26 protein-coding genes are annotated in these 24,369 nt (G+C 69.5%); 17 read left to right on the top strand and 9 right to left on the bottom strand.

Annotated features, from left to right (window positions below; translation table 11 throughout):
• Positions 1-7: 7 nt before the first annotated feature.
• The 3 genes from AC3A6B_RS02280 to AC3A6B_RS02270 are packed head-to-tail and all read right to left on the bottom strand — an operon-like array spanning position 8 to position 2,665.
• Positions 8-607 (bottom strand): amino acid kinase family protein, encoded by a 600-nt coding sequence (locus AC3A6B_RS02280; RefSeq protein WP_487835242.1) that lies wholly within the window; start codon positions 605-607, stop codon positions 8-10.
• Complete coding sequence (locus tag AC3A6B_RS02275) at positions 607-1,692, bottom strand: hydantoinase/oxoprolinase family protein (RefSeq protein ID WP_487835116.1); 1,086 nt, start codon at positions 1,690-1,692, stop codon at positions 607-609. Before AC3A6B_RS02275 ends, AC3A6B_RS02280 begins: the two co-directional genes overlap by 1 nt.
• Positions 1,679-2,665, bottom strand: a complete 987-nt coding sequence (locus AC3A6B_RS02270) for an ATP-grasp domain-containing protein (protein ID WP_487835115.1) — start codon at positions 2,663-2,665, stop codon at positions 1,679-1,681. Before AC3A6B_RS02270 ends, AC3A6B_RS02275 begins: the two co-directional genes overlap by 14 nt.
• Positions 2,666-2,692: 27 nt before the next feature.
• Here AC3A6B_RS02270 and AC3A6B_RS02265 point away from each other — a divergent pair, with 27 nt between their 5' ends.
• From AC3A6B_RS02265 to AC3A6B_RS02210, 12 genes are all read left to right on the top strand, one after another.
• On the top strand, positions 2,693-3,421 hold the full coding sequence (locus tag AC3A6B_RS02265) for a HisA/HisF-related TIM barrel protein (RefSeq protein WP_487835114.1): 729 nt from the start codon (positions 2,693-2,695) through the stop codon (positions 3,419-3,421).
• A 231-nt stretch (positions 3,422-3,652) separates the two neighbouring features.
• Positions 3,653-4,879 (top strand): molybdopterin-binding domain-containing protein, encoded by a 1,227-nt coding sequence (locus tag AC3A6B_RS02260; RefSeq protein WP_487835113.1) that lies wholly within the window; start codon positions 3,653-3,655, stop codon positions 4,877-4,879.
• On the top strand, positions 4,876-6,555 hold the full coding sequence (locus AC3A6B_RS02255) for a formylmethanofuran dehydrogenase subunit A (protein ID WP_487835112.1): 1,680 nt from the start codon (positions 4,876-4,878) through the stop codon (positions 6,553-6,555). Before AC3A6B_RS02260 ends, AC3A6B_RS02255 begins: the two co-directional genes overlap by 4 nt.
• Positions 6,552-7,481 carry a formylmethanofuran--tetrahydromethanopterin N-formyltransferase gene (fhcD, locus tag AC3A6B_RS02250; protein WP_487835111.1) on the top strand — a complete coding sequence of 310 codons (930 nt, stop codon included), beginning with the start codon at positions 6,552-6,554 and terminating at the stop codon, positions 7,479-7,481. Before AC3A6B_RS02255 ends, fhcD begins: the two co-directional genes overlap by 4 nt.
• Entirely contained in the window at positions 7,478-8,308 is an 831-nt protein-coding gene (locus AC3A6B_RS02245; RefSeq protein ID WP_487835110.1) for a formylmethanofuran dehydrogenase subunit C, read from the top strand. Before fhcD ends, AC3A6B_RS02245 begins: the two co-directional genes overlap by 4 nt.
• 31 nt (positions 8,309-8,339) lie before the next feature.
• Positions 8,340-8,873 carry a formaldehyde-activating enzyme gene (gene fae, locus AC3A6B_RS02240; RefSeq protein WP_487835109.1) on the top strand — a complete coding sequence of 178 codons (534 nt, stop codon included), beginning with the start codon at positions 8,340-8,342 and terminating at the stop codon, positions 8,871-8,873.
• The gene (locus AC3A6B_RS02235) at positions 8,874-10,772 is read left to right on the top strand and encodes a chorismate-binding protein (protein WP_487835108.1); all 1,899 of its coding nucleotides are present in this window, start codon (positions 8,874-8,876) and stop codon (positions 10,770-10,772) included.
• A 25-nt stretch (positions 10,773-10,797) separates the two neighbouring features.
• Positions 10,798-11,454 carry an HAD family hydrolase gene (locus tag AC3A6B_RS02230; RefSeq protein WP_487835107.1) on the top strand — a complete coding sequence of 219 codons (657 nt, stop codon included), beginning with the start codon at positions 10,798-10,800 and terminating at the stop codon, positions 11,452-11,454.
• Between the two features lie 181 nt (positions 11,455-11,635).
• Positions 11,636-12,328 (top strand): Crp/Fnr family transcriptional regulator, encoded by a 693-nt coding sequence (locus tag AC3A6B_RS02225; protein ID WP_487835106.1) that lies wholly within the window; start codon positions 11,636-11,638, stop codon positions 12,326-12,328.
• Between the two features lie 264 nt (positions 12,329-12,592).
• On the top strand, positions 12,593-13,060 hold the full coding sequence (locus tag AC3A6B_RS02220) for a response regulator (RefSeq protein ID WP_487835105.1): 468 nt from the start codon (positions 12,593-12,595) through the stop codon (positions 13,058-13,060).
• The gene (locus AC3A6B_RS02215; RefSeq protein WP_487835104.1) at positions 13,035-13,691 is read left to right on the top strand and encodes a chemotaxis protein CheB; all 657 of its coding nucleotides are present in this window, start codon (positions 13,035-13,037) and stop codon (positions 13,689-13,691) included. Before AC3A6B_RS02220 ends, AC3A6B_RS02215 begins: the two co-directional genes overlap by 26 nt.
• Before the next feature lie 208 nt (positions 13,692-13,899).
• On the top strand, positions 13,900-14,328 hold the full coding sequence (locus AC3A6B_RS02210) for a VOC family protein (RefSeq protein ID WP_487835103.1): 429 nt from the start codon (positions 13,900-13,902) through the stop codon (positions 14,326-14,328).
• Positions 14,329-14,342: 14 nt separating this feature from the next.
• Here the strand turns inward: AC3A6B_RS02210 and AC3A6B_RS02205 are convergent, their stop codons facing one another.
• The 3 genes from AC3A6B_RS02205 to AC3A6B_RS02195 are packed head-to-tail and all read right to left on the bottom strand — an operon-like array spanning position 14,343 to position 17,364.
• Positions 14,343-14,999, bottom strand: coding sequence for a response regulator (locus AC3A6B_RS02205; RefSeq protein WP_487835102.1), 657 nt, complete (start codon positions 14,997-14,999; stop codon positions 14,343-14,345).
• Positions 14,996-16,375 carry an ATP-binding protein gene (locus AC3A6B_RS02200; protein WP_487835101.1) on the bottom strand — a complete coding sequence of 460 codons (1,380 nt, stop codon included), beginning with the start codon at positions 16,373-16,375 and terminating at the stop codon, positions 14,996-14,998. The genes AC3A6B_RS02205 and AC3A6B_RS02200 overlap by 4 nt, the downstream gene beginning before the upstream one ends.
• Positions 16,372-17,364 carry an alpha/beta fold hydrolase gene (locus tag AC3A6B_RS02195; RefSeq protein ID WP_487835100.1) on the bottom strand — a complete coding sequence of 331 codons (993 nt, stop codon included), beginning with the start codon at positions 17,362-17,364 and terminating at the stop codon, positions 16,372-16,374. Before AC3A6B_RS02195 ends, AC3A6B_RS02200 begins: the two co-directional genes overlap by 4 nt.
• 171 nt (positions 17,365-17,535) lie before the next feature.
• On the opposite strand from AC3A6B_RS02195, the gene pqqA reads away from it, so the two are divergent.
• The 5 genes from pqqA to pqqE all read left to right on the top strand — a co-directional run bounded on the left by pqqA (position 17,536) and on the right by pqqE (position 20,827).
• Positions 17,536-17,610, top strand: a complete 75-nt coding sequence (gene pqqA, locus AC3A6B_RS02190) for a pyrroloquinoline quinone precursor peptide PqqA (protein ID WP_010100094.1) — start codon at positions 17,536-17,538, stop codon at positions 17,608-17,610.
• A gap of 77 nt (positions 17,611-17,687) precedes the next feature.
• A complete protein-coding gene (gene pqqB / locus AC3A6B_RS02185) occupies positions 17,688-18,608 on the top strand; it encodes a pyrroloquinoline quinone biosynthesis protein PqqB (protein WP_487835099.1) in 921 nt (306 codons plus the stop codon).
• Positions 18,609-18,627: 19 nt separating this feature from the next.
• On the top strand, positions 18,628-19,395 hold the full coding sequence (gene pqqC / locus AC3A6B_RS02180) for a pyrroloquinoline-quinone synthase PqqC (RefSeq protein WP_487835098.1): 768 nt from the start codon (positions 18,628-18,630) through the stop codon (positions 19,393-19,395).
• A complete protein-coding gene (gene pqqD / locus AC3A6B_RS02175) occupies positions 19,392-19,685 on the top strand; it encodes a pyrroloquinoline quinone biosynthesis peptide chaperone PqqD (RefSeq protein WP_487835097.1) in 294 nt (97 codons plus the stop codon). The genes pqqC and pqqD overlap by 4 nt, the downstream gene beginning before the upstream one ends.
• Positions 19,682-20,827, top strand: coding sequence for a pyrroloquinoline quinone biosynthesis protein PqqE (gene pqqE / locus AC3A6B_RS02170; RefSeq protein WP_487835096.1), 1,146 nt, complete (start codon positions 19,682-19,684; stop codon positions 20,825-20,827). Before pqqD ends, pqqE begins: the two co-directional genes overlap by 4 nt.
• Positions 20,828-20,864: 37 nt before the next feature.
• On the opposite strand, the gene AC3A6B_RS02165 is transcribed toward pqqE, so the two are convergent.
• The 3 genes from AC3A6B_RS02165 to AC3A6B_RS02155 all read right to left on the bottom strand — a co-directional run bounded on the left by AC3A6B_RS02165 (position 20,865) and on the right by AC3A6B_RS02155 (position 24,294).
• Complete coding sequence (locus tag AC3A6B_RS02165; protein WP_487835095.1) at positions 20,865-21,170, bottom strand: NIPSNAP family protein; 306 nt, start codon at positions 21,168-21,170, stop codon at positions 20,865-20,867.
• Between the two features lie 130 nt (positions 21,171-21,300).
• Positions 21,301-23,751 (bottom strand): galactose oxidase early set domain-containing protein, encoded by a 2,451-nt coding sequence (locus AC3A6B_RS02160; RefSeq protein ID WP_487835094.1) that lies wholly within the window; start codon positions 23,749-23,751, stop codon positions 21,301-21,303.
• A gap of 201 nt (positions 23,752-23,952) precedes the next feature.
• A complete protein-coding gene (locus AC3A6B_RS02155) occupies positions 23,953-24,294 on the bottom strand; it encodes a hypothetical protein (RefSeq protein ID WP_126839765.1) in 342 nt (113 codons plus the stop codon).
• Between the last annotated feature and the right edge of the window lie 75 nt (positions 24,295-24,369).

Raw genomic sequence — 24,369 nt, 5'->3', positions numbered from 1 at the left:
CCGGCGCTCAGCGCGCAGCGTAGTTGGCCTCGCCCAGCAGCAGCGCACGCATGATGGCCACCTGGCTCTTGTGAAGCAGGGTGATCGGGAAGGCGGCGTCGTCGGACAGCTCGGCGAACTGCGGGTCGACCACGCCGGCGTCGCCCAGCTCGGCCAGTGTCAGCGCCGGGTCGATGGTGCAGGACTTGACCATCACCAGCTGCTCGGCGTTGAGGTGCTTGGCCAGGTCCAGCGCGATGGTGTCGGACGTGGCGTCCCAGCCGGTGCGTGCGTCGGGCTGGTCGCGCCTGAGCTCGAGAGGCAGCCACAGCGCGGTCTTTCCCTGATGCAGCAGGTCGGGGATGTCGACCCTGCGCGCGGCCAGCTGCAGCGCGGGATTCAGCGCGTGCAACTGGTAGGCGGTCTGCGCCATCGCCAGCACCGCCATGTTGTGGGCGGCCAGGTCATCGAACTCCCAGTGCGCCTGCAAGCGCCGCACTTCGTCGGCGAAGCTGCCGCCGCCGCAGACGATCGTCACGCGGCCGCCGCCGATCTGCGTGAGCAGGTCCAGCCACTGCAGCAGCACCGGGTCGGCACAGAGGCTGCCGCCGATCTTCACGACCCACATCAATCGTGCTCCCGTTCGAACAGCGCCGCCACCGCGACGCTCGGGGCGCACACCTGTGCCCAGCCGGCAGTGCCCGCGGCCGCGTGACGCGCCACCTTCGCCACATCGCTGCCATAGGCAGCGAGCCGGCGCGGGGCCGCTTCGGCGGCTGCGGCCGCGAGCTCGGGCACCAGGAAGGCGCCGCAGCCCGCACCGACGATCACGGCCCGATCGGAGAGCGCATGCGCGGCCAGCACGCGGCGCAACTGCGCGGCCAGCGCTTCGAGCTGCGCGCTGCGCCAGGCCCGTGCCAGCTCGAGCCATTCGTCGGCGCCGGCATCGCGTTCGTCCAGTCCCACCATGCGCGCGAGGCGCTGGCGCGTTGCCGCCGGGCTCTTGGCTGCGTTGTCGGCGCTCGGGTGCAGGTCGTGCGCCGGATCCAGCTCGCCGCTGAGACGGTAGACGTCGGCCGTGGTGGCGAAGAACTCGTTCATCACATGGCGCGCGTGGCCGCGCCATGTGAGGCGCTGGGTCAGGGCGCACAAGGGTGTGCGCACCACGCCGTGGTAGGCCAGCTCGCCGCTCACCAGGCGTTCGGCGTCGCTGCGGCTCGCGGTCAGCACGCGCGCGTTGCCGAACGCGATCAAGTCGGTGGTCGTGCTGCCGATGTCGACCAGCACCCCTTCCGGCAGCGTGAGCGCTGCATGCCGCGCGGTCGCGAGCCAGTTGGCCGAAGCGACGCACTCCCATTGCCGGGCAAGCTCCGCGGCGGCGCACCAGCCGGCGTCGCCGGCAAAGAAATGCAGCGCGTTCGGCGGCACAGGCAGCGACGCGGCCAGCGCGGCGGCGATGCTTCGAACGCCGTCTTCGCGGTCCGGGAACAGATCGACCATCTCGCCCGTCATGGTCACGGCATGCTGCGCGGCCTCGAGCGCAGGCCAGCGCGTGCGCGCGGCCTGCAGTGCGCGCACCAGATGGTCCAGGCCCTGCCAGAGCGGGCATCCCCATTGCGCCACGTCGACCACCTCGCCGCGTTGCAGCAGGCAGGCCTTGACGTGTGCGCCGCCGATGTCCCACCCGATGGTGGTGCGTTCAGACGTGGGCACGCGCAAGTTCCCGATGCTGGGAGTCGCCCTGCAGGCGGCCGGCGACCAGTTCGGCCGCCAGGTTGCGGCCCAGTGCCGCCGAGAGCCCGACGTAGGCGCAGGTGACGCGCGGATTGACCTCGATGACCACCGGCCCGCGCTGCGCATGCCAGACCAGGTCGATGCCGGCGAAGCCGCGCAGGCCCGGGATGGCCCGCGCCACCTGCACCGCCAGGGCGGCCAGGGGCCGCGTGCGTGGATCGTCGCGGCCCAGCGCATCGACCGTCACGCCTTCGAAGCAAAGTCTGCCTTGCGCATCGATCGCGATGCGCTGGCGGTTGACACTCAGCATTTCGGCATTCTGCGCCGCGCACAGCAGCGACAGGCTCAGGGCTTCGCCTTCGACCCAGGGCTCGAGCGTGACCGCCGCGCCGGCCTGCGCGCGCCGGGCCTGGTCCTCGAGCGCGGCCGCGCGGCGGGTGTGCACATGGGTGGCCACGCCGCCGGCGCCGTCGTCGGGCTTGACCACCCAGCGCTCGATCTCGGGCGCATGCTCGAAGGCCAGCGGTGTCGTGACGCCGTGCGCAGCCAGGTGCGCGAGCGTGGCCTCTTTGCCGGCCGCGAGCTCGATGGCCTCGGCGCTGCAGCCCAGCCAGCGCGCATCGCCGACGGTGCGCTGGAAGCGCGCCAGCAGGCCGTCCGTCTCGGGCGCGACCAGCCAGACCAGGTCGTGCAGCGCGCTCTGCCGCGCCACGAAGGCGAAGGCCGATTCGCCGGCGAGCGGACGCAGCGGCGCGGCGCGCGCGGGCAGGGTGTTCACGGGGACGCAGGTGGCCGCCGACACGGAACAATCGCGAACCCGCATCAGGTCCGCGACCATGGCATCGCGCATCGACAGCCCCAGCGGCAGCAGCTCGTCCGCCGCCGCCTCGTCGCCGTAGTCGGCCCAGCCTCCGCCGCTGAGATACTCGTAGACAAACACGCGTGTCGCCATTTCCATTCTCTTTCCGGGTGCCTACCCATGATCTCCGAACTGAACCTGATCCCCGTCATCGACCTGCTGCAAGGCCACGTGGTGCGTGCCGTGCGCGGCGACCGGAAAGCGTACCGGCCGATCGTGTCGGCGCTGTGTGCCAGCAGCGATCCGGTGACCGTGGCGCGCATCCTGTGCGATCACTGTGCGGCCCGGCAGTTGTACGTGGCCGACCTCGATGCCCTGCAGGGCCGGGCGACGCAGATCGCGGTGCTGGCCGATCTGCTGCAGGCGCTGCCCGGGATCGAGCTGTGGCTGGACGCGGGCCTGGCGGATGCATCGGCCGGCGAGGCACTGCGCAGCCAGCTGGCGCCGTTCGCCTCGCGCATCGTCTTCGTGTACGGCAGCGAATCCCTGCGCTCGCGCGAGGCGCTGGAGCGCTGCTTCGGCCACGGCGCCGGCGAGGACGACATCCGGGCCGCGCTGTCGCTGGACCGGCGCGACGGCCAGCGCCTCGATGCCGCCGGCTGCTGGGACGCGGTGGCGTTGTGGCCAGAGCGGCTGATCGTGATGACGCTCGAGCGCGTGGGCTCCGGCGCCGGGCCGGACCTGGAGACCTTGCAGGAGGTGCGCCGGCTGGCGCCGGGCGCCATGCTGATCGGTGCAGGCGGCATCCGCAGCGAGGACGACCTGGCACGCGCCGGCGCGGCGGGCGCCGATGCCTGGCTGGTGGCCAGCGCGCTGCACGACCTGCAGCTGCCGCGGATGCCGCGCTGAGCCGGGGGCGCCGGCCGGAGGAGGGTTGGAGGGCTTGCCATCAGCGCCCTGCACACACGAACCGTGCCATCCCGCGGGCGGCTCGCGCCCCCCGCCATCGGCGCCTGCCGGCGCGCATCGATCGCCCGAAAGCGCAACACTCTGTCTCATAACGCGTGTGTCATCCGGGCCCGCGCCAGGCGCGGCCCGCCCGGCGGGTGAATGGCACGTGCTTTGCGTGGTTGCCTGCCCATGACTCCAGTCGACGCCACCGCGCAGCCCGGCCAAGCCCCGTGGACCTGTCCCTTCTGCCCCTTGTTGTGCGACGGCTTCGGCGTGGCGCTCGGGCCGCCCGGCACGCTGCCCAGGTTGAGCGGCAGCGAGTGTCCGCGCGCGCGCAGGGCGCTGGCTGAATTCGGCGGCGCGGCCGCAACAGAGCGGCCACGGGTCGACGGCCGCGACTGCGATCTCGATACCGCGCTCGCCGCCGCTGCATCCTTGCTCGCGGCCAGCCGCCAGCCCCTGTTCGGCGGCCTGGGCACCGATGTCGCGGGCGCCCGCGCACTCTATGCGCTGGCCTGCGAAACCGGCGCCATCTGCGACCCGGCCCGCGGACCGGCGCTGATGCACGGGCTGCGCGCACTGCAGGATCGCGGCGGCTTCTCGACCACGCTGGCCGAAGTGAGGACGCGCGCCGACCTCATCGTCTGCATGACCGGGGAGCCGACGCCGCGCTATCCGGAATTCTTCCGCCGCTGCGGCGTGGGCGAGCCGCAGGGCGCGCGCACCGAGATCCTGCCGCTGCACGGCGATCTGTTCGACACCGTGGCGCTGCTCGCGGCGCTGGTGGCCGGCCGTCTCGCTGCGGACGATGAACGCGTGCCGGCCGGCCTGGCAGCGCTGTCGGAGCGCCTGCGCGCGGCCCGCTATGCGGTGCTGGTGTACGAGCCCGGCCGCCTGCCGGCGCAGGGCGCGCTGATCGTCGAGGGCATACAGCGCATCGTCGCCACGCTCAACCGCAGCACGCGCGCGGCCTCGCTGGCGCTGGGCGGCGACGACGGCGCCGCGACCGTGAACCAGGTGTTCGCCTGGCTCTCCGGCCTGCCGCTGCGTTCGCGCGCCGGGCCCGCAGGCCTGGAGCACGAACCGCTGTGCTTCGAAGCAGAGCGCCTGCTGGCCGACGGCGCGGTGGACCTGCTGCTGTGGGTATCGAGCTTCGGCTCGCAGCCCGCGCCGCCGCCCGCGGACTTGCCGCGCATCGTGCTGGGCCATCCGCGGATGCGGCTTCAGCAGGGATCGGAGGTATTCATTCCCGTCTCGACGCCGGGCATCGGGTCTGGCGGCCATCTGTTCCGCACCGACGGTTCGGTCCTGCTGCCGTTGCGGGCGCTGTACGACGACGGGCTGCCCGGCGTGGGCGAAGTCGTGAACCGCCTGACGCAGGCGGTGCGCGCATCGAGGCGGGGGCTTGCGCAATGACGACCTTTTGCCTGCGCGGCGGCCGCGTCATCGATCCTGCGAACGGGTGCGACGAGGTGCGCGATCTGCATGTGCGCGATGGCCGCATCGTGGAGGCGGCGCCGCATGGCGCCGCGAGCGAGGACATCGACGCGAGCGGCTGCATCGTGATGGCCGGCGGCATCGACATGCACACCCACATCGGCGGCGGCAAGGTCAACCTTGCGCGCATGCTGATGCCGGAAGACCATCGGTCGAACGCGAACCCGCTTGCGCTGCCCGGCAACGCGCTCGAGCTGGCCTCCTGCGGCACCTGCACGCCCGGCACGCTGGCCACCGGCTACCGCTATGTCGAGATGGGCTACACGGCCGCCTTCGAGCCGGCCATGATGGCCTGCAACGCGCGCCATACGCACATGGAGATGGGCGACACGCCGATCCTCGACCATGGCGCCTACGTGATGCTCGGCAACGACGAGCTGTTCCTGCGCATGCTGGCCGAGCGCTGGGATTTCGAGCGCATCCGCGACTACGCGGGCTGGACGATCAACGCCAGCAAGGCGATGGGCGTGAAGGTGGTGAACCCCGGCGGCATCTCGGCCTTCAAGTTCAACCAGCGCAAGCTCGACGTCGACGAGAACCACGGGCACTGGCAGGTCACGCCCAGGCAGGTGATACACACGCTGGCGCGCGCGCTGCGCGAGCTCGGGGTGCCGCATCCGCTGCACATCCACGGCAGCAACCTCGGCGTGGCCGGCAACATCCAGTCCACGCTGGACACCATCGCCGCGCTGGAGGGCCTGCCCGGCCACCTGACGCACATCCAGTTCCATGCCTACGGCACCGAGGGGCCGAAGAAGTTCTCCTCGGCCGCCCTGCAGGTCGCGGAAGCGGTGAACGCGCACAAGAACGTCAGCATCGATGTCGGGCAGATCATGTTCGGCCAGACCGTCACGGCGTCGGGCGACACCATGCGCCAGCACGCGCAGTCGGGCCTGGCCGATCCGCGCAAATGGATCGGCGCCGACATCGAATGCGAGGCGGGCTGCGGCGTGGTGCCGTTCCGCTACCGCGAGCAGAGCTATGTGAATGCGCTGCAGTGGGTCATCGGCCTGGAGATCTTCCTGCTGGTCGACGACCCGTGGCGCGTGGTGCTGACCACCGACCATCCCAATGGCGGCCCGTTCACCAGCTATCCGCACCTGATCCGCCTGCTGATGGACCGCAGCTTTCGCGAGGAGCAGCTGGCCAAGCTGCATCCCGAGGTGGCTGCCAATGCCGCGCTGCGCTCGATCACGCGCGAGCTGTCGCTCTACGAGATCGCGATCATGACGCGCGCCGGCCCCGCCCGGCTGCTGGGCCTGCGCGACCGCGGCCAGCTGGGCGCGGGCGCGGCAGCCGACATCGCCGTATACCGCGAGGACGCCAACCGCGAGGCCATGTTCGCGACGCCTGCGTACGTGTTCAAGGACGGCGTTTTGGTCTCGCGTGCCGGGCGCGTGACGGCGGTGCCCGTGGGCGGGACGCACTTCGTCGCGCCGGCGTACGACCGCGGCATCGAGCAACGTCTGCGCCGGCACCTCGCCGCGCAAGGGTCGGTCAACTTTGATCAGCTCGCGATCGGCCACGACGAGCTGTGCCAGTGCTGCCGGGGCGGGCGGCTGCTGCCGGCGGCCTGTTTCGAGGGGACCTCATGATCGTGAACGGCGTCGCGATCGACGACGGCTTCGCCGAGGCATTCCCGATGAAGGCCACGCGCATCGTCATCACGGCGCACAACCCCGTCTGGGCGCGCCACGCGGCGGTGTCGGCCACCGGCTTCGCGACTTCGGTGATCGCCTGCGGCTGCGAAGCCGGCATCGAGCGCGAACTGGCGCCCGAGGAAACGCCCGATGGCCGGCCGGGCATCGCGGTGCTGATCTTCTCGATGTCGGGCAAGGAGCTGGTGAAGCAGATCGAACGCCGTGTCGGCCAATGCGTGCTGACCTGCCCGACGACGGCGGTCTTCGCCGGCATCGCGGAGGGCGAAGCCGTGGCCCTGGGCAAGAACCTGCGCTTTTTCGGCGACGGCTGGCAGACCAGCAAGGTGATCGCCGGTGTTCGCTACTGGCGCGTGCCGGTGATGGACGGCGAGTTCGTCGCGCAGGAAACCACTGCGGTGGTCAAGGGCGTCGGCGGCGGCAACCTGCTGCTGCTGGCGCGCGATACCGATGCGGCCTTGGCCGTGGCCGAAGCCGCGGTGGCGGCGATGAAGCAGCTGCCCAACGTCATCATGCCCTTCCCCGGCGGCGTGGTGCGCTCGGGCTCGAAGGTCGGCAGCAAGTACCCGGCGCTCAGCGCGTCGACCAACGACGCCTTTTGCCCCACCTTGGTGGGTTTGGTGGCGCATAGCGAACTGGCGCGCGGCGGGGCGGCGCAGCAGATCGGCTGCGTGATGGAGATTGTGATCGACGGCCTGACGGAGGGCGACGTGGGCGCGGCCATGCGCGTGGGCATGGAGGCCGCCGTGGCGATCGGGCAGCCAGGCGGGCTGCTGCGCATTTCCGCCGGCAACTACGGCGGCAAGCTGGGGCCGTTCCATTTTCATCTGCACAAGCTGCTCGCCGCGGGAGAAGCCCAATGACCGGCTGGCACCTCAGGCTGCGGCAGGCGCCTGCGCTGCGCGTCGATCTGCGCGGCATCACGCCGGCCGCGCTTGCAAGGCTCCCGATCGAGCAGGTCGAGCGGCTGCCGGTCGGCCACGGCAACGCGACGCTGGCGCTGGCCGAGCTCTTCGACATCCGGCCGGGCGAGGAGGGCGTGCTGCGCTTCGAAGGCGATCTCGAACGCTTCGACCGCATCGGCTGGCAGATGGATGGCGGCCGCATCCGCGTCGAAGGCCATGCCGGCCACTATGCGGGCGGCTGCATGCGCGCGGGCGAGCTGCACATCGAGGGACGCGCAGGCCTGCTGGCTGCCTGCGAAATGGCGGGCGGCACGCTCATGGTGGAGGGCGATGTCGGTGACTTCGCCGCCAGCACCTTGCCCGGCAGCATGGACGGCATGCGCGGCGGCACCTTCGTGGTCCGCGGCAACGCGGGCGAGCGCTTCGGCGACCGCATGCGCCGGGGCACCGCGCTGGTCCATGGCGACGCTGGAGCATTCCTCGGCTCGCGCATGGTCGCGGGCACCATCGCGGTGGGCGGCCGCGTCGGCGCCCATGCGGGCCATGGCATGCGTCGCGGCAGCGTGGTGTTCGCGGGGCCGGGTGCGGCCCTGCCGATCGGCGTCGAGACGATGCCGACCTTCGTGGCGAATCGCGCCGCGACCCCGGTGTTCTGGGCCTTGCTGGCGGGCGATCTGGCGCGCCATGGCGGCGCTTTCGGCGAACTGCCGGCGCGCCGCATCGTGCGCCATCTGGGCGATCTCTCAGCCGATGGCAAGGGCGAGCTCATCTTCGTGGACTCATGACCCACGGCTTTTCCAACCACCTGGAGTTTCTGTGACGCATCCCTATCTCTTCCGCGCCGGCGAGGCCACCGTGCTCGCCAAGGACGGCCAGTTCACCGACGCCATGCCGGAGATCCTGATCGGCCTCACCGACGGGCCGGTCGGCATCGCCTTCGCCGGCATGATGGCGCAGAGCAAGGGCCATACCGCGATGTTCGCGATCCGCGCCTGCAATCAGCTCGTGCGCCCGGCGACCATCATGGTGCCGAAGGTCACGCTCAAGGACACGGCCAACATCGAGCTCTTCGGCGGCGTCGTGCAGGGCGCGACGGCCGACGCGGTGGTCGATTGCCTGATCGAGGGCATCCTTCCCAAGGACCTGGCCAACGAGCTATGCATCATCAGCCTGGTGTGGATCGATCCGCGATGCGCCAGCGACGACAATCTCGACAAGAAAGACATGTACCGCACCAACTACGAGGCCACCAAGCTCGCGATCCGGCGCGCGTTGAACAACGAGCCCTCGGTGGACGAACTGATCGCCAACCGCCACCGGATCAAGCACGACATGGACGACTGGAGCTGAATGCCTAGGGACTTTCTCAGCTTCGCGCTGCTCGACGACTGCGCCTCGACGCGCGAGCGGCCGACCAGCCGGCTGTACACCGGCTATGTCCGCCAGCACCGTTGCACCGACCCGGCGAGTCTCGACACCGTGTGGGACCAGGTCGACGCCGATCTGCGGCAAGGCCTGCACGCGGTGCTTCTGGCCGACTACGAATGGGGCGCCAAGCTGCTGCATGCCGGCCAGGCGCGGCTGGCGGCGGACGATGCGTCCGCGCTGCGGGTGCTGATGTTTCGCCGCTGCGCCAGGCTTTCGGCCGACGGGGTCGGCAGCTGGCTCGCGCAGTGCGAGCCCGGCGAGGGCGGCGAGCCGCAGCCCGCCGGCGTGATGGAGCTCGCCTCCAGCGTCGACGAGGCCGCCTTCACCGATGCCATCGCGCGCATCCACGCCGCCATCGCCGCGGGAGAGACCTACCAGGTCAACTTCACCTACCGGATGCAGGGCCGAAGCTACGGTTCGCCCGTCAGCCTGTACCGGCGGCTGCGCGCGCGCCAGCCCGTGGCCTACGGCGCGCTGATCGCCTTGCCGCAGGGCGAGAAGGAGGGGGAGGGCGATGTCACGCACGTGCTGTCGTGCTCGCCCGAGCTCTTCCTGCGCCATGACGCCGGCGTGCTGACAGCGCGTCCGATGAAAGGCACGGCCGCGCGCGGCGGCGCGCCCGAGGGCGACAGCGAGATGGCGCGCCTGCTTGCGGCGGACCCCAAGAACCGCGCCGAGAACGTGATGATCGTCGACCTGCTGCGCAACGACATCGGCCGCGTGGCGCGCATCGGCTCGGTGAAGGTGCCGGCCCTCTTCGCCGTCGAACCCTACGCCACGGTGTTCCAGATGACCTCGACCGTTGAGGCGAGGCTGCGCGCCGGGGTCGGCATGCCCGAACTGCTGCGCGCGGTGTTTCCCTGCGGTTCCATCACCGGTGCACCCAAGCACCGCACGATGGAATGGATCGCCGGGCTGGAGAGCACGCCGCGCGGGCTCTACTGTGGCGCGATCGGCTGGGTCGACGCGCCGCCGCCCGGCGCACGCGTCGGCGACTTCTGCCTGTCGGTGGCGATCCGCACGCTCACGCTCGGCGCCGAGGCCGGCGGCCTGCGGCCGTTGCGAATCGGCATCGGCGCCGGCATCGTGCAGGACAGCCGCGCTGCCGACGAGTTCGAAGAGTGCCGGCTCAAGGCCCGCTTCCTCACCGGCCTCGACCCCGGCTTCGAGCTGTTCGAGACCATGCATGCGACGCGGGAAGGCATCCGGCACCTGGAGCGGCACCTGGCGCGGCTGGCGCGCAGCGCCCGCGCCTTGGGCTTCGCCTTCGACCGCGATGCAGCGCTCGCGGCCTTGCGCGATGCGCTACCGGCCCTCGCGCAGGCGCGGCCCTCGCGCCTGCGCCTGGCGCTGGCGCATGACGGGCGGCTTCGCCTCACGCACACGCCGCTGGCCCCCCTGGCCAGCGGCGCAGTGAAGCTGCTGACTGCCGGCGAGCCATTGCCCGATGCGAACCCCCTGGCCGCTTACAAGACCACCTTGCGCCAGCACTACGACGCCGGCGTGCGTGCCGCAGAAGGCGCCGGCGCCTTCGACACCCTGTTCTTCACGGCCGACGGCCGGCTCGCCGAAGGCGGACGCAGCACGTTGTTCGCGCGCATCGAGGGGCGCTGGTGGACGCCGCCGGTTGCCGATGGCGCGCTGCCCGGCGTGATGCGCGAGGTGCTGCTCGAGGATCCCGCGTGGCAGGCTGCCGAACGCACGCTGCGCCGGGAAGACCTGCAGGCGGCGCAGGCGCTCGTGGTGTGCAACGCGCTGCGCGGCGCGCTGCCGGCGCAGCTCCAGCTCCAGCGCCGGGCGCACGAGGTTTCGGCGGCGTGATGTGCGTTTCGATCCCGGCCCCGCCATGAAGCTCGCGCTGTTCGATCTCGACCACACCCTGATCCCGTTCGACAGCGGCATGGCCTGGACGCGCTTCCTGGTCGCGCGCGGCGTGCTGCCGGCCGATGCGGAGTCGGTCTACCTGGGCTACTGCCAGCAGTACGTCGCCGGCACGCTGGACATCCGCGAGCTGCACCAGGTCAGCGTCGCGCCGCTGGCAAGCTACGGTCTCGCCGTGCTGCGCCAATGGGCGGCCGAGTTCGAGGCCGAGATGGCGCCGCAGGTGCCCGAGGCGATGCGTGCACTGGTGCGCAGGCACCAGGACGCGGGCCATCTCTGCGCGATCGTGACCGCCACCACCTGGCTCATCGCCGAGCCCTTCGGCCGGCTGTTCGGCGTTGCCGACGTGCTGGCGACGCAGTCGCTGGTCGTCGACGATGCGCTCGACGGCGCGATCGACGGCGACCCGTGCTTCGGCGCCCACAAGCTGATGCACGTGCAGCGCTTTCTGGCAACGCGAGGCGTGTCGCTCGAGGCACTCGAGCGATCGTGGTTCTATTCCGACTCGATCAGCGACCTGCCGCTCCTGGGGGCGGTCTCGGATCCGGTGGCGGTGTGCCCGGACGAGCGCCTGCGCGCCCTGGCGCTGCATTCCGGCTGGCCGATTCTCGAGCGCGCTTGAAGGGCGGATGTCCGGGATTTCCTCCGGCAGCGCACGAAGCCCCGACGAGCGGGCGAAATAAGCCCCAGAGCGGCGCGCTGGGGCGCATACTCCCTACATCCACTCGAAACGGCAATCGGCCCCAGCGTTCTGCTCCTGTTCGCCCCGTCATTCGGAGGCGCGAGCAACATGGGAGGCCGATATGGCCACTGTCCAGAATCACCTGATCAAGCTGCTCCCGCGCAGTGATCGTCTGAAGTTTCTTTCGCGCTGCGAAGAAGTGCAGCTCGTCCTCGCGGACGTGCTATCCGTACCCGGCGAGTCGACCCCCTACGTCTATTTCCCCGTCGACGGCTTCATTTCGCTGGTCGCAACGACCAATGGCAGTGCCTACCTGGAAGTCGGAATGGTCGGCAGGGAAGGCATGGTCGGTGCGCATGTCGCACTGGGCGTGCTGACCGCGCCGCTGCGGGCTGTGGTGCAGGGGCCGGGCTCCGCATGGCGCATCAGCAGCAAGGCCTTTCAGGCGGAACTGGCAGCGAGCGAAGCCTTTCAGCGCGTGCTGGACCGGTACGTGTGCGTCCTGATGGCCCAGCTGACCACATCGGCGACCTGCCTTCGCTTCCACGAGATCGGTCCACGGCTCGCGCGCTGGCTGCTCATGAGCCAGGACCGCGCGCATTGCGACAGTTTCCGGATGACGCATGAATTCCTGGCCTACATGCTGGGCGTGCGCCGCGTCGGCATCACCGCGGCAGCGGGCATGCTGCAGCAAAGCGGCCTGATCGAATACACGCGGGGGGATCTCACGGTGCTCGACCGCGCCGGACTCGAAGCGGCGGCATGCGGCTGCTACGCCGCTGACCGCAAGGGCTACGCGGATCTGCTCGAGTAGCTTGCGGCCGACGCGTCGGACATCCAGCTTCTCCCTAGTTCTTTTCGACGCTCCGTTCGCCGCCGCACAGAGTTCCCAGAGTGCCTGCGATATGGTGGGGCTCCCGACTCCGAGCGGGGGAAAGCCCATGACCACCTCCAAAGTTACAGCCCAAATCCTCGTGCGTGCGTACCTCGACGGGAGTCGTATGGATGGCCGACAAGCGGCCGCAATGGCTGAGATGGGCTTGAGCATCGCTCCACAGCCTTCTGTGCGCGCGCCACGATGAGCATCTATGTCGTCGATGATCACGCCATGATGCGCGACGCCATTGCCATGGTGATGCGCAGACTGCACCCCCACCGGAAGGTCGTGGAAGTCGGATGCCTGGGCGAACTCATGCCGAGCGTGGATGCGATGGGACCACCCGGCTTGATCCTCTTGGACCTGAACCTGCCCGACGCGACGGGTTGCTCCGGGGTTCACAAGGTCAAGCGGCAGTTCCCCGACGTGCCGCTGGCCGTCTATTCGGCGTCGCCCGCCGTTGACGTGGCGGACGATTGCATCGAGGCCGGCGCCGACATCTACATCGAGAAGACGGCAGGGGCAAGCGAACTCGTCGCCGCTCTTCGCAACTTGCTATTCGACATCCCGCTCTCGAACCTGCGAGTGGCCCGCGATCAGGGGCGACACCAGATTGCCTTGATCGCGGAGGCCATGGACCCGCATGGCCGCCGTCCAACCTCCTGTTGAGTCATGGCCGCATTCGGCGAGTCCCGCCGGGCAACTGCTCAAACGCGAACCACGCGACATCATCGTGATCGGCGCGGCGCTGGGCGGCTTGACGGCGCTCTGCAAGGTCGCCGGCGCGCTGCCGCGCGCGTTCGAGGCCGCGATCCTCGTCGCCCTGGACATCGCCTCTCAGCCGGCCTCGTCGGTGCAGCAGATACTCGGCAGCTATTCGCAGTTGCCGGTCGGCTTTGCAACGCACGGCGCTCCCCTCCTTCGCGGTCGCATCGTGCTGGCGCCGCTGAGCCATCACATGCGGATTGCGCAGCCGGGAATCATTGCGCTCGAGGCCTGCGGGGCACTCTCCGACGCCGGGCCTTCCGTGGACGGGCTGTTCGAGACGGCCGCTGCTGTGTACGGCAAGCGTGTGATCGGCGTGGTCCTGACCGGCGGCTCCCACGATGGAACGCGCGGATCCACCGCGATCGAAGCAGCGGGCGGCGTCTGTGTGGTCCAGGACCCCGGCGAGGCGGTTGACGCTGACATGCCGTTGAGCGTGATCCGCGGAGACCACCCCGACTATTGCATCAGGCTCGAGCAGATGGCGCCCTTGCTGGTGCGACTGGCAGCAGGCGAGCTGCCGACCGGAAGGTGACCCAGCGGGGCCGCACAGTGCACGGCCCTGGCCCGTCCGTTCTGGGCTGCGCGCGCGCACGAGCCACGATGCATGGAGATCGCCGGTTGTCGAATCACGCTTGCATGCGCGACCTGCTTGCGAAATCGTGAGTGCCGGGCGCAAACTGGCGCGAACGTCTCGTCGGCAGGCCGGCGGTCGACCGCACCAAAGTCAAAGGAGCGTATGCATGGAAACACAGGAGTTGCACCGCGGGCGCCTGATCGATCACATCCAGCTCGTCGTGAGGGATCTCGCCGCGAGTCAAGCCTTTTACACGGCTGTCTTCGAGGCGCTGAAGATTCCGATGGGCGGCACTGGCGAGGACTATTTCTGGGCCGACGAGCTTTTCGTCTCGACCGCCGACAGCGCAGCCGCTCAGGGCCAGCTGACCGGGCGCCTCCACCTGGCTTTCCAGTCCCAAGACAAAGCGATGGTCGACGCGTTCTACAAGGCCGCGCTCGCGCATGGCGGCACGGACAACGGAGCACCCGGCGAGCGGCCGTATCACCCAGGCTACTACGCCTGCTTCGTGCTCGACCCCGACGGCAACAACATCGAGGCCGTGTTCCACGGCGAGGCCCGGCGCAGCGCGCCCTCGGTCAAGGTCACGTTCTGATCCTCGCGCGCCATCTACACCTGGACCAGGCCCCACCGCAGCGCGACCCAGGTCAGCTCCGCCTGGTTGCTCGCCCCCAGCTTCTGCTTGACGCGGTACAGGTGTGATCCCACCGTGCTGACCGAGAGGTTCAGCGCGGCGGCGATCTGCGCCACGGTCATGCCGCGCGCGAGCTGGATGAAGACCGAGAACTCGCGCTCGCTGAGCAGATCGGCCGGATTCGCGTCGCCCTCGATCTGCGCCGTGGCCAGTGCCTGCGCGGTATGGGCGTCGATGTAGCGCTCGCCGCGCGCCACGGCCTTCACCGCCGCGATCAGCGCCTCGGGGGCGCTGCGCTTGGCCAGGTAGCCCAGGGCGCCCGCGCGCAGCACGCGGCGCGGGTGCGCGCTGTCCTCGTGCGCCGACAACGCGAGCACGCGCGCCTTCGGATCGTGAGCGAGCAGGCGCCGCAGGGCTTCGAGGCCGCCCATGCCGGGCATCGACAGGTCCATCACCACCACGTCGGGCCGGACCTGCGGGTAGTCCTGGCAGGCCTGCTCGCCGGTGTCGGCTTCAGTCGCCACCTCGATCTTCGCGTCGGCCAGCAGCATGCGAAAGCCCATGCGCACCAGCGCATGGTCGTCGACCAGCATCACCCGGATCGTTGCAGTCTCTTGGTTCGCCTGGTTCATGGGTTCTCCGCGCCGGCCACCGGCAAGGGCAGCCGCACCGTCAATTGGGCACCGCTGGGCGCCGCAGGTTCAAGTCGCAATTCGCCGCCCAGATTCTCGATCCGCTCGGCGAGCCAGCGCAGGCCGTAGTGGCCCGCGCCCGCGTCCCGCACCGCGTCGGGGCCCGGCAGGCCGCGCCCGTCGTCGGTGAGCGAGAGCTTCACCGCTTCCTCGTCGCCATGCAAGGCCAGCACAATGCGCTGCGCCTGCCCGTGCCGCAGGGCGTTGGTGATGCCCTCCTGCGCGGCGCGGTACAGCACGAGCGCGGCATCGGTGTCCAGGGGCACGCGGTCGAGCTCGAGCCCGAGCTGCCATTCGACCTGGACGTCGCCGTGGCTGGTTCGTGTGCGTTCGACCAGGTCCTCGAGCGCCGCCACCAGCCCGAACTTGTCGAGCACCAGCGGGGTCAGGCGCGGGATCATGCCGTGCATCGCGGTGTAGAGACGCGCCGATTCGTCGGCGATCACCCGCGCCGCCTGCTCGGCCTGCGGATCGAGCAGCTCCATGCGCTGGGCGATCGACAAGGCCATGCTGCGCATCGCGGTGACCGACTGCCCCAGCTCGTCATGCAGCTCGCGCGCGATCAGCCGGCGTTCCTGTTCGATCTTCTGGTCGACCCAGCGGCCCAGTTCGCGGCTCTCTGACAGGCGGCTCTCTGCCCGTACCGCGCGCCGCTCGGTCTCGATGTGCTGCTGCAGCATGCCGACCATGCGGTTGAAGGCGGCGCCGATGGCGGCCGCCTCGGTGCCCGGCAGGGCGCGCAGCGCGACGTCGAAGCGCCCGCTCTCGAGCTGGTTCAGCGCATCCACGATGTCCGCGAACGGCCGCGTGGCGCGCCCGACCAGCCAGAACACGAGCGCATTGACGACGAGCAGCAGGCCGAGGGCGCTGAGCATCAGCAGCACGGCGCTGTCCCAGGCATCGAGCACCGCGCGCGACGCGTTGGAGCGCACGATCAGCTTGCCGCCGGGAAAGGCGATCGACATCTCGTTGGGCGGTGGCGAGACGAGGCCGGCGAACCAATCCGGCGCATCGCGGCCGGCCTTGTAGATCGAGGTCGGCGAGCTGTACAGCAGCTGTTCCTCGTCGTCGAGCAGCGTGATGTCGTTGGAGCGCACCCGGCCCACGCCCTGCAGGAAGGCCAGCATCGCCGGCGTGCCCTGCGCCGCGTAGAGCCAGGCCGTCCGGTTCAGCAGCTGGGCAGCCACGCGATTGGCCGCCACCACCTCCTCCTGCACCGATTCGCGCATGGCGCGCAGCTGCAGCGCGAGCATGGCGGCGACGAACAGCAGGGTCAGCAGGCTGACGATCAGGTTGATCTTCAGGCGCAGCGTCATCGTGGAGGCCCGTCTCCGAAATGGCCGTGCAGCGCGTAGCTGTCGAGTGCGGCGACCATTGCGGACGCCATCGCCGGATGCGACGGATCGTGGCCCGCGCCGTCGACCCAGCGAAGCCGGCTGTGCGCGAGGCGCTCGTGCACCGCCTGCGCGCCCTCCGGCCGGCAGACGCGGTCGTCGCGGGAGTGCAGCAGCAGGGTGGGCACCTGCGGCAGCGCGCCGAGGCGATCGAGCAGCGGGGGCGCATCGAGCCAGCAGCGGTGGACCAGGTAGTGGCTCTGCACGCGGTAGCGGTCCACCAGCGCATCCAGCGTCTCCGGCTCAGGGTCGAGTTCGGCAGGGGCCACGGCCGTGCCGCCAGCCAGCGTCTGCTCCCAGCGCCACCACGCGAGCGCGAGCCGCCGCTGCATCTGCGCGTTGCCTGCGCTCGGCGCCTGCTGCAGCGCGTGGGCCAGGAAGCCCAGCATGTCGTGGCGCTGATCGGCCGGCGCCACCGCCGCGAAGCGCGCCCAGGCGGCGGGCGCGCGGCCCGGCGTGTCCTGGAAGAAGGCCTCGATCTCCTCGCTCGCAGGAAGGAACACCGAGCGCAGCAGCAGGGCTGCCACGGCCTGCGGCTCGAAGCCCGCATAGGCGAGCGCCAGCGTGGCGCCCCAGGAGCCGCCGGCCACCAGCCAGCGCGGCAGCTCGAGCCGCTCGCGCACGATGCGCAGGTCTTCCAGCAACTCGACCGTGCGGTTGTGCGCGATCGCGCCGCGCGGACGGCTGCGGCCTGCGCCGCGCTGGTCGACGCTGATCACGCGAAAGCGCGCCGGATCGAAGAAGCGGCGCAGCAGCGGCGAGCAGCCCGAACCGGGCCCGCCGTGCAGCACGAGCGCGCAGATGCCCGCCGGATCGCCGCTTTCCTCCACATGCAGCACATGGCCGTGCGATACCGCCAGTGCGTGGGTGCGCAGGGGCGGCGAATCGGAGTACAGGCCAGAAGGGAGCACGGGGCCATGGTAAGCGCCGGCCCGTGCGCCGCTATTCATGAAAATCATGAACTGCGATTCATGATTTCATGGCTGGAGTGCGGCGGCCGCGCGGTCCAAGATGCGCAAGGGACACCACGGATCCCCGCGGCGGCCAACCGGCGCCGTGCAACGCTTCCAGGAGACACACACATGAAATGGGAAACACCGACGGCCACTGATCTTCGCTTCGGCTTCGAGATCACGATGTACGTCAGCGCCCGCTGAGTGCGCGCCTCGTGACGACCCGCCCCGGCACTCCCGGGGCGGGTTGTTTCGACCCCCATCTTTTCCTTTTTTTTTCGATGCGCATCACTGTTCTGGGCTCGGCCGCCGGCGGTGGCTTTCCTCAATGGAACTGCAACTGCCGCAACTGCGCAGGCGTGCGCGCCGGCACCGTGCGCGCCAAGCCGCGCACGCAGTCCTCGATCTTCGTGCGCCCCGACGAGGGCGACGACGGCGTCCTGTTCAATGCCTCGCCCGATATCCTGGAGCAGATCCGCAGCAACCCCGTGCTGCAGCCGGCGCGCAAGCTGCGCGACAGCGCCATCGCGGGCGTGGTGCTGATCGACGGGCAGGTCGACCATGCGACCGGTCTCTTCATGCTGCGCGAGCGCGGCACGCCGCTGCCGCTGTGGTGCACGGACCCGGTGGCGGAAGACCTGAGCCAGGGCAATCCGGTGCTGCGTGTGCTATCGCACTACTGCGGCGTGGCGCGGCATCCGGTCGCGATCGACGGCAGTGCCTTCGAGGTGCCCGGCGTGCCCGATCTGGTCTTTCGCGCCCTGGCGCTGAGCGGCAAAGCGGCGCCGTATTCGCCGCACCGCGAGCATCCGGTGGCCGGCGACAACATCGGCATCACCATCCGAGACCGCAAGAGCGGCAGGAGCGTGTTCTACGCGCCGGGCCTGGGCGCCATCACGCCGCCCGTGTTCGATGCCATGGCCAATGCCGACGCCGTCATGGTGGACGGCACCTTCTGGACCGACGACGAGATGGTCCGCCTGGGCGTCGGCGCCAAGCGGGCGCGCGACATCGGCCATCTGCCGCAGTCGGGCGAGGGCGGCATGATCGAATGGCTCGCGCGGCTGCCGGCGAGCACGCGGCGCATGTTGATCCACATCAACAACACCAATCCCATCCTCGACGAGGACTCCGATGAGCACGCGGCGCTGCGGCGCGCGGGCATCGAGGCCTGCGAGGACGGGATGACGATCCATCTCTGAGACCGCGAGCCCACACACCATGCACGCCGACAGGATCCAGGACCCGATGCGCCGCCCGGCCACCGACAGCGGGACAAGTGCAGCGCCATGGAGCCGCGAGGAATTCGAGCTGCACCTGCGCGAGCGCGGCCGCAGCTACCACATCCACCATCCGTTCAACGTCATGCTCAACAGCGGCCGGGCCACGCCCGAGCAGGTGCGTGGCTGGGTGGCGAACCGCTTCTACTACCAGATCGCGATCCCGATTAAGGATGCGGCGGTGCTCTCGAATTGCCCCGACCAGGAAGTGCGCCGCGGCTGGGTGCAGCGCATCCTGGACCACGACGGCTTCGAACTCGGCGGCGTGAAGGACGAGGGCGGCATCGAGGCCTGGCTGCGCCTCGCCGAGGCCGTCGGCCTGGCCCGCGAGGAGGTGCGCGACCTGCGCCACGTGGTGCCTGCCGTGCGCTTCGCGGTCGACGCCTACGTGAACTTCGCGCGCCGCGCGCCGTGGCAGGAAGCGGTGTGCTCGTCGCTGACCGAATTGTTCGCGCCCGAGATCCACAAGCAGCGCCTGTCCACCTGGCCGGAACACTACGCATGGATCGAGCCGGCGGGGCTGGATTACTTCCGCAACCGCGTGAGCCAGGCGCGGCGCGACGTGGAGCAGGGCCTGGCGATCACGCTCGATCACTTCGACACCCGCGCGCTGCAGGAGCGCGCGCTGGAGGTGCTGCAGTTCAAGCTTGACATCCTGTGGGCCATGAACGACGCAATGGCGACGCGCTACGGCGTGAACAACGCATGAGCGAGACCGGAAAAGTGCTGCTGAGCGCCGAGAGCCGGCCCCGCATCGGGCCCGGCTTTCGCCTGCAATGGGAGCCGGTGCAGGACTGCCATGTGCTGCTCTACCCCGAGGGCATGGTGCGGCTCAACGGCAGCGCGGGCGAGATCATGAAGCGCTGCGACGGCGAAAGCAGCATGGCCGCGATCGTGGCCGATCTGGAGCAGGCCTTCGGCACCACCGGGCTCGAGCCCGAAGTACGCGGCTTCGTCGAGCTGGCGGCCCAGCAGAACTGGCTGCGCTGGGACGCATGACGCAGGCACCACGCCCCGGCCCCCCGCTCTGGCTGCTGGCCGAGCTGACCTACCGCTGCCCGCTGCACTGCGTGTTCTGCTTCAACCCGGTCGATTTCGCGCAGCAGGACAGCGAGCTGGGCACCGAGGACTGGCTGCGGGTGCTGCGCGAGGGCCGCGAGCTCGGCGCCGTGCAGTGCGGCCTGTCGGGCGGCGAGCCGCTCTTGCGCGACGACCTGGAGATCATCGTCGCCGAGGCCAAGCGGCTGGGCTACTACACCAACCTGCTGACCTCTGGCGTGGGCCTCAATGCGGACCGCGCCGCCGCCCTGAAGGCCGCGGGGCTGGACCACGTGCAGCTGTCGTTCCAGGACTCCACGCGCGAGATGAACGACTTCCTCTCGCACACCAAGACCTTCGAGTTGAAGAACCGGGTGGCGAAGATCATCAAGGACCAGGGATGGCCGATGGTGATGAACGTCGTCATCCACCGCATGAACATCGACCACATCGACCGCATCATCGAGATGGCGCACGAGATGGGCGCCGAGTACCTCGAGCTCGCGAACACGCAGTACTACTCGTGGGCCTTCGTGAACCGCGACCACCTGCTGCCCACGCATGAGCAACTGCGTCATGCCGAGCAAGTGACCGATGCCTGGCGCGCCCGGCTGGGCGAGCGCATGCGCATCTTCTTCGTCGCGCCCGACTACCACGAGGGCAGGGCCAAGAAGTGCGTCAACGGCTGGGGCAGCATGTTCCTCACCGTGGCGCCGGACGGCACGGCGCTGCCGTGCCATACCGCGAAGATGCTGCCGGGCCTCGAGTTTCCGAACGTGAAGGCGCACAGCCTGCGCGAGATCTGGTTCGAATCCGAAGGCTTCAACCGCTACCGCGGCACCGGCTGGATGAAGGAGCCCTGCGCGAGCTGCGACATGCGCGAACAGGACCTGGGCGGCTGCCGCTGCCAGGCCTACCTGCTGGCCAACGACCCGGCCGCCGCCGATCCCGTGTGCGCGAAGAGCCCGGACCACCAACGGGTGGTGGAGGCGGTGCAGCGCGCGGCCGTGCGCGACCCGGCCGGCGCGGTCGAGCATCCGCTGGTGTTTCGCGATCCGGCCAATTCGCGCCGCCTTGCGGCACCCGTCGTCGGACTCCCATGAACACAAGACAGCCGCCAAGTATCCGATTGGTCCCTAGTCACTCGAACACAGGTCTAAAGAAGCTGCGTTCATAGCTGATGATGCAACGCGTGTCTTCTGCATATTTGAATGCGTCTTGGCACTCTGAATCATTGGCGGACGTCGCGCGGTACTCCTCGTAAGCCGCAAGACTTGGAAAGGTGAACATGGCAAGCGCGATGTTGTTCGCCCCTTCCGATGGCAGGAAGTAGCCGTGATGCTGCCCACCGAACTTCTCGACGAGCGGAATCCAGAGCTTGCCGTAGTGCTCGAACTCCTTCAGTTTGAACGGGTCGATGACGTAGCGGAGGTAGCAGGTGACCATTTGGCAGATAGAGATTGAACGGTTCAGGGGGCACGCCCTGCAAGTTCGAGCTGGATGTGCACAAATATTAGCCGACCCATAAAGGCCCGTTCCTGGCGGAATCCTATCTAGGACCTTCTGGAGACCGGGCTCAGCCGGCGACGCAGGACTTGACCGTGAAAGGTGCCGGATCACTGCCGAAGTACGCGTTCGTGCAGTTCACCGTGCCGGTCACGGTCTTGGTGAGCCACCGCGTATCGGCACCGTACTTGACTACGGTCGCGGCGGACACGGTGAAGGTGCCACCTTCCGGAGCGAGCACCGTGCCGGGAGCGGGAGCCGGGGCGGGCGCGGGCGCCGGTGCGGGCGCAGGTGCAGGTGCAGGTGCTGGTGCTGGTGCTGGTGCTGGTGCTGGTGCTGGTGCTGGTGCTGGTGCTGGTGCAGGTGCAGGTGCTGGTGCAGGCGCGGAAGGCGTGTTCGCGAAACAGGACTTCGCCGTCATCGGCGCCGGGTCCATGCCGAAAAAGGTGCTGGAACAGGTGGCGCTGCCCGAGACCATCTTGCTGGTCCAGCGGGTGTCCGCGCCGAAGCTCACCAAGGCCGGGCTCGCCATGCTGAAACTGCCGCCCTCGTTGGCAATCAGCTTGTCGCCTGAAGGCGGCTGGTTGCCCGGCACGACGCCCGCCGCCTGCGGCGTGAGCACCTCGCAGGCCTTGGCGAGGCCCGGTGCGGGATTGGCGCCGAAGAATTCGTTGTTGCAAGCCACGGTTCCGGATGCGGTCTTCTGCACCCACTTGCTGCCGCTGCCATAGCGCACCGTGGTCGCCGCCGGCAGGGTGAAGCTCTGCCCCTGGTCGGCGGCCTTGGCCCAGCTCGCATCGACCTTCATGATCTTGGCCACCGAGGGCACGCCGGCGCTGTCGATGACGAACAGCATGTAGTAGCCGATCGGCAGCGTGTTCGGTCCTTCGTTCAGCCTGATGCTCACATTCGAGCTGCCCGCTTCCTGGGTGAAGGGCAGTTCCAGGAAGCGCTGCTCGAAGTTGGTCGAATGGGTCACCGAGCCGGTGCGGATCAGGGTCACGCGCTGGATCGCGCGGCCCGACGCCACCGTGATGCCGAAGGTCGAGCCCAGGTCGACCTTCGACGGCGCGGAGTTGATCATCGGCCGCGCCTGCTTCTGGCCGCTGCTGTCGAAGAGGTAGGGCGGCGAGTAGATCTCGGCGTTGAGGTTGACCACCGGCCCCGGCGAGCCGCCGCCGACGGAGAGCACGGTCGCGTCCGGCAGCAGGATCGCCGACGAGTGATAGAGCCGCGGCTTGGCGGCCGATGCGCCGGTGGTCCAGCCGTTGGTCTTCGGATCCCAGATCAGGGTGGAATAGGCGGTATCCACCAGCACGTTGTCTTCCGACGAGCCGCCGGTGACGGCCACCTTGCCGTCGGCCAGCACGGTCGCCGTGCTCCAGATGCGGTTGGTGCCGGGGCCGGCGATCGGCGTGATGACGGGCGTTGCGCCATTGACGTCGATCACCATCGCGCCGCCTTCATCGTCCACCATCATCATGCGGCCGCGATCGAACAGCGCCCAGGGCAGTGTCCAGTCGGTGTTCTTGGGCAGCGAACCGATGGAGTCCATCGTCTCCGCCTCGACATCGAGGCTGAAGAGGCTGCTGCCGCTGGCGATCACGACCTTGCCGTTCGGCGCCAGGAAGCCGCGCGGGTAGTACCAGTCGGCCGGCCAGTTGGCGATCTTCCCGAGCGTCTTCCAGCCCGAGCCCGGCGTGTAGATCTCCGGCGGTCCCGCACCGGCACCGGTCTCGTCGATGCCTGCGGCCGTCAGCACGCGGCCGTCCGCCAGCGGATACAGCGAGCCGTACCAGCGCGCGTACTGCATCGGCGTGCCGGAGGCCTTCAGTTCCAGCAGCAGCGGATCGAACAGGTTCGTGTCGCGCACGCCCAGGTTGGGCGGCGTGCCGTCGTTCAGGCCGCGGGTATCGCCGCCCGCCAGCAGCACCTGCCCGGTGGTCGGCAGCATCACCTGCGCGTTGCAGAACATGTCTGTGCGCGTGGTGTGCTGCAGCAGGCTGTGCGCGCTGGTCGCCGGATTCCACACGTCGTAGTAGAGCTGCGCACCCTGGTTCCCGTCCGGGTCGGTGCCGTAGCTCATGATCTTGCCGTCCGGCGTCAGGATGGCGTGAATGGCGTTGAGCGGCCAGCTGCTGGCGGAAGACCATTGGCCCTGGACCTCGGGGCCGGCCATGGTGCCGGTTTGCAGGTTGGAACTCTTGCGCTTCGGGCCATCGCCCCGGTCGATGGGCGCCGGCACTTGGCGTTCGCGCTCGCGCTCGCGCTCGATGTCGTCGCGCGTGCGCACGGCGCGCCGGGTCTTGCTGGCCTTGGCAGCGGCGTCGCTGCCGGTCGCATCGGCTGCGCCGGTGCCGGTGCCGGTGCCGCTGCTGCTGCCGTCGCCCGTGCTTCCCTTGGCGGCGCCCGCCGCCGACAGGCCGCTTGCACCACCGCCGCCGCCGCCACAACCCGATATCAAGGCCGCAACGGAAACGGCGACAAGGGTCAGGCGAAAGACGTGGCACTTGCAAGGCATGGGCGCTCCGCGAAAGGAATGAGTACTTTGCGGTTATATGTTGTGCACCTCACAGACTTTGGGGTTTGCGCTGTTCTCCTACGCCGGGCTTCGAAGATGTCTCGGATTGCCGAACCCGAGCGTTGGAACCGCGCGACGTTGCGAAACGCGCGTCTGCCAGGCCGAGTCTTGCCGTCTGGCGCTCGCTCGTGCTTACCTCCGTTACGGCGCCGGGGGTGATCGGGGCAGATACTCGGCCGCGTGTTCCTGCAGGCCCACCAGCCAGTAGCGCGCGTCCGTTGCATCGCCGTGGTAGGCGGCAGGCAGCCATGCGCCCCATCTGCCGTACTCGGCTTGCAGTTCATCAAGCGGCGGACATGTCACGTCACCGGCTCGCTCCTCGAGCGCTCGTGCCAGCACCGGCCGCCAGGTGGTGGGCAACTCGATGGCGGGCAGATAGGTCGCCGCCATTCTTGCGGCTGTGCGCGGCAGGTGCTCCGCCTCGGCGCGAAGCACACGCAGGACGGCGAACTCGTGCAGGGTTGGGGGTCTGGGCGAACTCATGGGCGTTATCCGGCAGGGTCGAGGGGCGAGCCCGGCCGACGATCAATGGAACTTCCGGACTGTACGCAAGGTAGA

The organism is Variovorax sp. Soil_C_33, from assembly GCF_057656935.1.
The sequence above is the reverse complement of the archived record's forward strand: the minus strand, read 5'-3'. Positions and strand labels throughout refer to the sequence as shown.